The following is a 7,940-nucleotide window of genomic DNA, read 5'->3' on the forward strand; positions in this document are numbered from 1 at the left end:
CGTGGCGGTTCGGCGGTGTGACGATCGTCACGCGGGGTCTCATCGAAGGGGGACATCGGACGCGGTGCCCTGGACCGCGAGCCCTTCGCTCGTCGACTTCACGCGGGTGATCCTGAGGTTGAGCGGCAGGTCCTTCACCGGCACCGTGAACGACATGAGCCGCTCGGGGTTCGGCACGGGGATGCCGCCGGCGATCTTCACGTTCGCGGGCGTGAGCCGTATCCCGCCGTTGACCACCTGGATCTTCATGTCGGCGGTGACCGGCACCTGGTTTCCGAGCACGGGCACGTTGCCCGAGACGCGGATCTTGTCGTCGCCGGTGCCTTCGACCTTGATCCCGCGCGGCGCGCGGGCCGACAGGGTCTGCCGGGAGATGACCACGGTGCCCGTCACGCGGTCGGCCTTGATCTTGGTGGTCGCGGCGTTCCGGATCAGGTCGGAGAGCGGGGCGGTGACGCCATAGACGGTGGCGTCGATGCGTTCGAGTTGCACCCCCTCCCGCTCCACCTTCCCGATGCCGATGCTGATCTCCTCGTATCGGCCCGAGATGGCCTGGGTGAGGAACGGTAAGCCCTTGATCTGCACCGAAGGGGTCTCCTCAAGGTCATACGTGGCCTCGATCTGGCGGGCGATCTCACGCTGCACCCCGATCACGGCGACCCGGTCGAGCACGACGAGCGCGATGGCCAGCAGGGCCACGGCGACGACCAACTTGCGCATCCGACCCCTCCGAAGGCGCCTTTGCGATCAGGGTAGTGCCTTGACCGGCAAGATTTGCCCGATTGACGGGAGAGGCACGTAAGGTCGCTCATCCCCCGGCGAAGGGGGGTAAAACTTCGACCACGGCGCCGTCGGGGAGGTCGATCGTCTTCGGATCGCGCGTGCCGACCGGGGCGCCGTCGACGAGGAAGGAGCACCGGCGCAGCACGCGCTCGACGGCCGGGTCGCGCGAGATCCCCGCGAGCAGATCTCCCAGCGTTTCGGCGTCGAACGGCTCCTCCGGCACGCCGGCGGCCTCCTTGGCCGCCGCCCAGTAGCGGATGGTTCCCCTGGCCATGGCGTACCGTTCCCCTCACTCTCACGTCACCCCGCGGAAGCTCTCCGTCACCGTCACGTTACGGTGGTAAACCACGTGACGTGTTGTTCACACGGGTGACGCACATTGGACGCAAACTTCGTGTGGGCTACCCTACGAATTATTGGACTCGGGCGATGTAGCCCCCGGGTCCTTACGTGTTTGTACGGCTGTCGCGGTTTCCAGTGCTGCAAACGGCGCCGAGCCGACATGGTGCGAGGAGGCTCATGTGAGCAATCTGCTCCTGCTGACCAACGCTCTGGAGCCGTCGGCGGAGGTGCTCCCGGCACTCGGACTGCTGCTGCACTCGGTGCGGGTCGCGCCCGCCGAGGCCTCCGCGCTGATCGACACACCCCCGGCGGACGCCATCCTGGTGGACGCGCGCCGTGAGCTCGTGCAGGCCAAGAGCCTGTGCCGGCTGATGCGCACGACCGGCGTCACCTGCCCGCTGATGGTGATCGTGACCGAGGGCGGCCTCGCGGCGATGACGGCGGAGTGGGGTGCGGACGACGTGATCCTCGACACCGCGGGGCCCGCGGAGGTCGAGGCCCGGCTGCGGATGGCGGTCGGACGGCTGTCGCTGGCCGCCGCCGACGAGGTCCCCGACGAGATCCGCAGCGGCGACCTGTCGATCGACGAGGCGACCTACACGGCCCGGCTGCGCGGGCGCGCGCTGGACCTCACCTTCAAGGAGTTCGAGCTGCTGAAATACCTCGCCCAGCACCCGGGCCGGGTCTTCACCCGCGCCCAGCTGCTGCAGGAGGTCTGGGGCTACGACTACTTCGGCGGCACCCGCACCGTGGACGTGCACGTACGGCGCCTGCGGGCCAAGCTGGGCGCCGAATATGAGGCGCTCATCGGAACCGTCCGCAACGTCGGTTACCGGTTCGTCCCCGACCGCGGCGAGCAGAACGAGGCCGAACCCGCCAGACGCTGACGGCCCGCCCCCTGGGGGGACGGGCCGTCGCTGTTTTTGTGATTACCGGATGAGGGTGATGCGGCCGGTCGCCGGCGGGGCGATCGGCGAGTGCGCGCCCATGTAGGCGACGAACGCGTCGATGTCCAGCGGGCCGCTCCACAGGTCGGTGCCCTGGGTGAAGACGGTGAAGCCGTCGCCGCCGCCGACGAGGAAGTTGTTGGCCGCCACCCGGATCTGCCGGCTGTCGGTCACCGCGGTGCCGTTGATCTTGATGTCGGAGACCCGCGAGCCCACCGGCTTCGTCGTGTCGAAGGTGTAGGTCAGCGACGAGGACGGCTGCAGGATCCGCTGCGTGATGCCGCCCGTCACCGGGTCGACCGACCAGATCTGCTGCTCGAGCAGCGCCTTGAGCTGGGCCCCGGAGAGCGTGACGACCTGCATGAGGTTGTTGAACGGCTGCACCTGGAAGGCCTCGCCGTACGTCACGACGCCGTCGCCCTCGGCACCGCTCTGCGCGTAGGACAGGTCGGTGCGGACGCCGCCCGGGTTCATCAGCGCGATCTCCGCGTTGCCGCCGTCCTTGGTCGCCTCCAGCTGCGCGTCGGCGATCAGGTCGCCCAGCGGGGTCTCGCCCACGTTGCTGCCGCGGCCGATGTTGGCCGTGATCGAGCCGATCGGCTTGTTGGCGACGGTCGAGACCCGCTCCTGCCAGGTCTTGATGTACGCCTCCGTGTCGGCGTCCGGGGTGACGGTGCGGGTCACCACGTTGTTCTTGGCGACGACGCTGGAGCGGACGATGTCCTTCGTCTTACGGTCGACCTGGAAGTCGACCTGGGTGATCGCCCGGCCGAACGACGAGCCCTGGGTGTAGACGCGGTCCTGGCCCGCCGGGTCCTTCACCTTGCAGACGTACGCCTGGTGGCTGTGGCCGCTGATGACCAGGTCGATCTGCGGGTCGAGGCCGGTGGCGATCCGCGAGCCGTTGCCCGGGATGACAGGGCAGGAGCTGGGGTCCTGGTTGGGGGTGATGTTGTCGCCCTCGTGGACCAGCACGACCTGCGCCTTGACGCCCTGCTTGGCGAGCTCCTTCGACACCTTGTTGGCCGCCGCGACCTCCTCGGTGAACTGCAGGCCCTTGATGCCGGCGGCGGTGACGATGCTGGGGGTGGTCTGGGTGACCAGGCCGATAAAGCCGATCTTCACCCCGTGGATCTTCTTGACGTAGTAGGGCGGCAGGGCGTAGTCGCCCTTGCTCTCCTTGACCACGTTCGCCCCGAGGTAGTCGAAATTTGTGCCCTTCCATGTGCCCGCCGGGGAGCAGCCGTCGACCGGGTGGCAGCCGCCGTTCATGATGCGGTTGAGCTCGTCGATGCCCTCGTCGAACTCGTGGTTGCCGGCCGAGGAGGTGACCAGGCCGAGCTTGTCGAGCAGCGCGACGGTCGGCTCGTCGTGGTAGGCGGCGGACAGCAGCGGCGAGGCGCCGATGAGGTCGCCCGCGGCCACGAGAAGGGTGTTGGGGTCGCGCAACTGCTTGAGGTGGGCGGCCAGATAGGACGCGCCGCCCGCGATCGAGTACTTCGCGCCGGGGATGCCGGTGAGCGAGCCGTCGGTGTCGACGTTCGCGCCGTTCGGGTCGAGGATCCGGGAGCTGGACCCGGTCGGGGGCTCCAGGTTGCCGTGGAGGTCGTTGATGGTCAGCAACCGGACGGGAACGGACGGACCAGGCTTGTCAGGCTTTGGGGGCTTTGGGGGGTTGGGGGCCGTGGGGGGGTTGGGGGGCTTGGGACCGGGAGATGCGGCTGCCGTGCCCATCGTGAGGGCCGCGACGCCGACCATTGCGGCGCCGGCGATGGCCAGTCGCGTGAGGGATGCTCGGGTCATGACCTCCGACAGTAGAGCGGGGAGCTGAGCGGGAAATTGCGCAGAGATAACGATTCAGGGAGAGAACGCATGGCGTCTATTGCCGAAGCCCGGTAGGGAGATCGCCGGGCCTTCACTTATCGTGCCAGACATGGACGTACGCGTGGAGATCACGGAACGGCTCGGCGACGAGCAGGTGGCGGCGGTGCTCGCCCTGGTGGAGGCGGCCGCCGAGGCCGACGGTGTGGCTCCGCTCAACGAGCATGTGACGCTCCAGGTGCGCCACGGCGCCGAGCCGGGTGCGAGAGCCGTACTGCTGTACGCGGACGGGAACGTCGCGGGCTTCGCCCACCTGGACCCGGCCGACCCGGAGGACGGGCCGAGCGGCGAACTCGTGGTGCATCCCGCCTTCCGCGGGCGCGGCCTGGGCCGGCGACTGCTCGGCGAGGCCCTGGAGGCGAGCGGGGGCGGGCTGCGTCTGTGGGCGCACGGCGACCTGCCCGGCGCCGCCCGTCTCGCGGCGAGCGCGGGCCTGGCCCGGGTGCGCTCCCTGTGGCAGATGCGCCGCCCGCTGTCCGAACCCCTGCCCGCCGCCGCCCTCCCCGAGGGCGTACGGCTGCGCACGTTCGAGCCGGGACGCGACGAGAAGGCGTGGCTGGCGCTCAACGCGGAGGCCTTCGCCACCCACCCCGAGCAGGGCTCCTGGACGGCCGCCGACCTCGAACTGCGGGAGCGGGAGCCGTGGTTCGACCCCGCCGGCTTCTTCCTCGCCGTACGGGGAGACACGCCGGCGGGCTTCCACTGGACCAAGGTGCACCCCGGCGACGAGCCGATCGGCGAGGTCTACGTGGTGGGGGTCGCGCCCGGCGAGCGCGGCACGGGCCTCGGCCGGGCGCTGACGCTCGCCGGGCTCGAACACCTGCGCGCGCTCGGCCTCTCCCAGGTCATGCTCTACGTGGACGAGGAGAACACCGCGGCGGTCCGGCTGTACGAGTCGCTCGGGTTCACGCGGTGGAACACGGACGTGATGTACCGGTGCTGAGACGCCGACGGGCCGGTCCCCCGCGGGGGCCGGCCCGTTTCGTATGAGAGCGTCCTCTATCCGAGGACGAGGTTGAGGATGAAGTAGCCGATCGCGGCGGCGACGGCCGCGGCGGGGATCGTCAGGACCCACGCGGTCACGATGTTGCCGGCGATGCCCCACCGCACGGCCGACAGCCGCCGCGTGGCGCCCACACCCATGATCGCGGAGGTCATGGTGTGCGTGGTCGAGATCGGGGCGCCGAACCCGATGGCGGCGGTGTAGAGGACCGACGACGCCGCCGTCTCGGCCGCGAAACCGCGCGGCGGGTCCAGGTGGATGATGCGCCTGCCCATCGTCCGCATGATGCGCCAGCCGCCGGAGTAGGTGCCGAGGGAGATCGCCGTGGCCGAGGCCGTGATGACCCACTCGGGGATGTCGCCCTGCGGCGAGGCGTACCCGCCGACGACGAGCGCCAGGAAGATCACGCCCATCGTCTTCTGCGCGTCCTGCAGCCCGTGGCCGAGCGCGATGGCGGCCGCCGATATCGGCTGGATGTAACGGAACCCACGGCTGGTGCGGTGCGGGTTGGATTTGCGGAAGAGCCACAGCAGGATGATCATGATGATGCCGCCCAGGACGAACCCGATGACAGGCGACAGGACCATGGGGATGACGACCTTCTCCACCACTCCCGACCAGTGCACGGTCGCGCTGGCGGCGAGGGCGGAGCCGACCAGCCCGCCGATCAGCGCGTGGCTACTGGAGGACGGCAGGCCGAAATACCAGGTGATGAGGTTCCAGACGATCGCTCCGATGAGGGCGCCGCCCACGATGAGCAGCCCGTGGGTGCCGTCCGGAGCGTCGATGATCCCCTTGCCGACGGTCTGGGCCACCTCGGTGCCGAGATGGGCGCCGATGAAGTTCATCACCGCGGCGAGGAGGAGCGCGACCCGCGGCGTCAGCGCACGGGTGGAGACGGAGGTGGCGATGGCGTTCGCCGCGTCGTGGAAACCGTTCGTGTAGTCGAACACCAGCGCGACGACGATCACGCCGATGACAAGCGCGAGCTCCACTTAGCTTTCCTTGACCGCGATCGTCTCGATCGTGTTCGCGACGTGCTCGAAGGCGTCCGCGGCGAGCTCGAGCTGCTCGATGACCTCACGCATCTTCATGACGGTGAGGGCGTCGTACTCGCCGCTGAACAGCTTCGCCAGCAGCCTGCGGTAGACCTGGTCGGCCTGGTTCTCGAGCCGGTTGATCTCGATCCAGTATTCGTTGAGGTGCTGCATCGAGCGCAGGCGCGGCATCGCGTCCGCCGTGAGCTCGGCGGCCCGTTCGAGGACCTCCACCTGACGTACGACCTCCTTGGGCAGGTGGTCGATCTGGTAGAGGACGATCAGGTCGGCGGCGGCCTCCATGTAGTCCATCACGTCGTCGAGATTCGACGCGAGGCGGTAGATGTCCTCGCGGTCGAAGGGCGTGATGAAGCTCTCGTTGAGCCGGTTCATGATCGCGTGAGTGCGCTCGTCGCCCGCGTGTTCGCAGGCGCGCATCTTCTCGGCCAGACCCTCCCGGTCCGAACCGTCGCTGATGATCTCGACCAGCAGACGCGATGCGGTGACGAGGTTGTTCGCCGAGTCGGCGAACAAGTCGTAGTAGCTGTCCTCACGGGGCGTGAGACGCAGGCGCACGTCGTTTCTCCGATGTGCGGGGACGGTCCGCAGAGAAGGGTACGGCTTACCAGTGGAAATGCGAAGTTCAGGGCACACGAGCCCGCTTGTAACCTACTCTTCCCCTTCTCGCTGCCCAGAACGGGTCCCGTGACACACTTGTTGCCTGAGCCGCTTCAGATCTTGGTGCGGTGGAAGTTCAGGAACGACCGGCTCGGCGTCGGCCCCCGCTGCCCTTGGTAGCGCGAGCCGTACCGGTCCGAGCCGTACGGGAACTCGGCCGGCGAGCTGAGCCGGAACATGCAGAGCTGACCGATCTTCATGCCCGGCCACAGCTTGATCGGCAGCGTGGCGACGTTGGACAGTTCGAGCGTGACGTGCCCCTCGAAGCCGGGGTCGATGAAGCCGGCCGTCGAATGCGTCAGCAGGCCCAGCCGGCCCAAGCTCGACTTGCCCTCCAGCCGTGAGGCGATGTCGTCGGGCAGACTGATCACCTCGTACGTGCTGGCCAGCACGAACTCCCCCGGATGCAGGATGAACGGTTCATCGCCGTCCGGCTCCACCTGCCGGGTGAGGTCCGGCTGCTCGACCGAGGGGTCGATATGCGGGTAGCGGTGGTTCTCGAACACCCGGAAGTAGCGGTCCAGCCGTACGTCGATACTGGACGGCTGGATCATCGCCGGGTCGTACGGGTCGAGCTTCACCCTGCCCGACTCGATCTCGGCACGGAGGTCACGATCGGAAAGCAGCACGGGTGCAAGGCTAGTAGGCCATTTCAGCGCCAGGTGTAGCGGATCTTCGCGTCGGGACTGCAGGACCACCCCCGGGATCCGCTACAGTAGGGGCAGCGACAGGCCCCACAGCCGGTCACGCGGGTGTAGTTCAATGGCAGAACATCAGCTTCCCAAGCTGACAGCGCGGGTTCGATTCCCGTCACCCGCTCCATTCTTTGAGAGCACCAGCGGTCAGCCTAGGCCCACTGGTGCGGGTAGGAGCGGTTCACCGTCCAGCGAACGGCAGTCTTCACCCAGGTCCCACCACAGTTGCCCGTTCGAGGTCAGGTAGGGGTACATGCCGCGGACGCTGCATCCGAGATATAGGGCTTGAGACACCTCGCGCAGGCACGTGGCCAGGCTCGGACACGAATCAGAGAAGTCGCCGCAGTCGGCGTGGCCAGCCCAACCGAGCCGGCCGCAGTCAGGCCCGGGGCGGAGATCGATGATGTGCGCGACGCCGTCAGCGGTCTCCGCCCAAGGGATCCACTGGGGATGCCACCAGGGCTCGTCGTCCCAGGGCCGCCTGACGAAGCCGTCACTGTCTGACGCCGTCTCCATGTGGATCTGCCACTGCCTTGCAATGCCCGCTGCGGAGAGCGGTGATTGCTGTTCCGGA

The 7,940-nt window shown here is 68.3% G+C and carries 8 protein-coding genes, 1 tRNA gene and 1 pseudogene; 3 read left to right on the forward strand and 7 right to left on the reverse strand.

Annotated elements, in window-relative coordinates; translation table 11 throughout:
• Nucleotides 1-39: 39 nt before the first annotated feature.
• Together FLX08_RS32470 and FLX08_RS32475 are read right to left on the reverse strand one after the other, a co-directional pair.
• The gene (locus tag FLX08_RS32470; RefSeq protein ID WP_142624073.1) at nucleotides 40-720 is read right to left on the reverse strand and encodes an LmeA family phospholipid-binding protein; all 681 of its coding nucleotides are present in this window, start codon (nucleotides 718-720) and stop codon (nucleotides 40-42) included.
• Nucleotides 721-808: 88 nt separating this feature from the next.
• Nucleotides 809-1,057, reverse strand: a complete 249-nt coding sequence (locus FLX08_RS32475; protein WP_142624074.1) for a MoaD/ThiS family protein — start codon at nucleotides 1,055-1,057, stop codon at nucleotides 809-811.
• A gap of 247 nt (nucleotides 1,058-1,304) precedes the next feature.
• Here FLX08_RS32475 and FLX08_RS32480 point away from each other — a divergent pair, with 247 nt between their 5' ends.
• A complete protein-coding gene (locus FLX08_RS32480; protein WP_030510419.1) occupies nucleotides 1,305-2,012 on the forward strand; it encodes a winged helix-turn-helix transcriptional regulator in 708 nt (235 codons plus the stop codon).
• Nucleotides 2,013-2,054: 42 nt separating this feature from the next.
• Here FLX08_RS32480 and FLX08_RS32485 read toward each other — a convergent pair whose 3' ends face one another.
• On the reverse strand, nucleotides 2,055-3,695 hold the full coding sequence (locus FLX08_RS32485; RefSeq protein WP_244313070.1) for a bifunctional metallophosphatase/5'-nucleotidase: 1,641 nt from the start codon (nucleotides 3,693-3,695) through the stop codon (nucleotides 2,055-2,057).
• A 310-nt stretch (nucleotides 3,696-4,005) separates the two neighbouring features.
• Here FLX08_RS32485 and mshD point away from each other — a divergent pair, with 310 nt between their 5' ends.
• Complete coding sequence (gene mshD / locus FLX08_RS32490) at nucleotides 4,006-4,896, forward strand: mycothiol synthase (protein ID WP_142624076.1); 891 nt, start codon at nucleotides 4,006-4,008, stop codon at nucleotides 4,894-4,896.
• A gap of 56 nt (nucleotides 4,897-4,952) precedes the next feature.
• Here the strand turns inward: mshD and FLX08_RS32495 are convergent, their stop codons facing one another.
• The 3 genes from FLX08_RS32495 to dcd form a co-directional block, all read right to left on the reverse strand.
• A complete protein-coding gene (locus FLX08_RS32495) occupies nucleotides 4,953-5,951 on the reverse strand; it encodes an inorganic phosphate transporter (protein WP_142624077.1) in 999 nt (332 codons plus the stop codon).
• Nucleotides 5,952-6,569, reverse strand: coding sequence for a DUF47 domain-containing protein (locus FLX08_RS32500; protein ID WP_030510423.1), 618 nt, complete (start codon nucleotides 6,567-6,569; stop codon nucleotides 5,952-5,954). It lies immediately after the preceding gene.
• A gap of 155 nt (nucleotides 6,570-6,724) precedes the next feature.
• Complete coding sequence (gene dcd / locus FLX08_RS32505; protein WP_142624078.1) at nucleotides 6,725-7,300, reverse strand: dCTP deaminase; 576 nt, start codon at nucleotides 7,298-7,300, stop codon at nucleotides 6,725-6,727.
• A gap of 119 nt (nucleotides 7,301-7,419) precedes the next feature.
• Here dcd and FLX08_RS32510 point away from each other — a divergent pair.
• A tRNA-Gly gene (locus tag FLX08_RS32510) sits at nucleotides 7,420-7,493 on the forward strand.
• A 20-nt stretch (nucleotides 7,494-7,513) separates the two neighbouring features.
• On the opposite strand, the pseudogene FLX08_RS41640 reads toward FLX08_RS32510, so the two are convergent.
• Nucleotides 7,514-7,940: pseudogene (locus FLX08_RS41640) on the reverse strand (hypothetical protein); the annotation flags it as partial.

Source organism: Microbispora hainanensis (assembly GCF_006874475.1).
Lineage (GTDB): Bacteria > Actinomycetota > Actinomycetes > Streptosporangiales > Streptosporangiaceae > Microbispora > Microbispora hainanensis.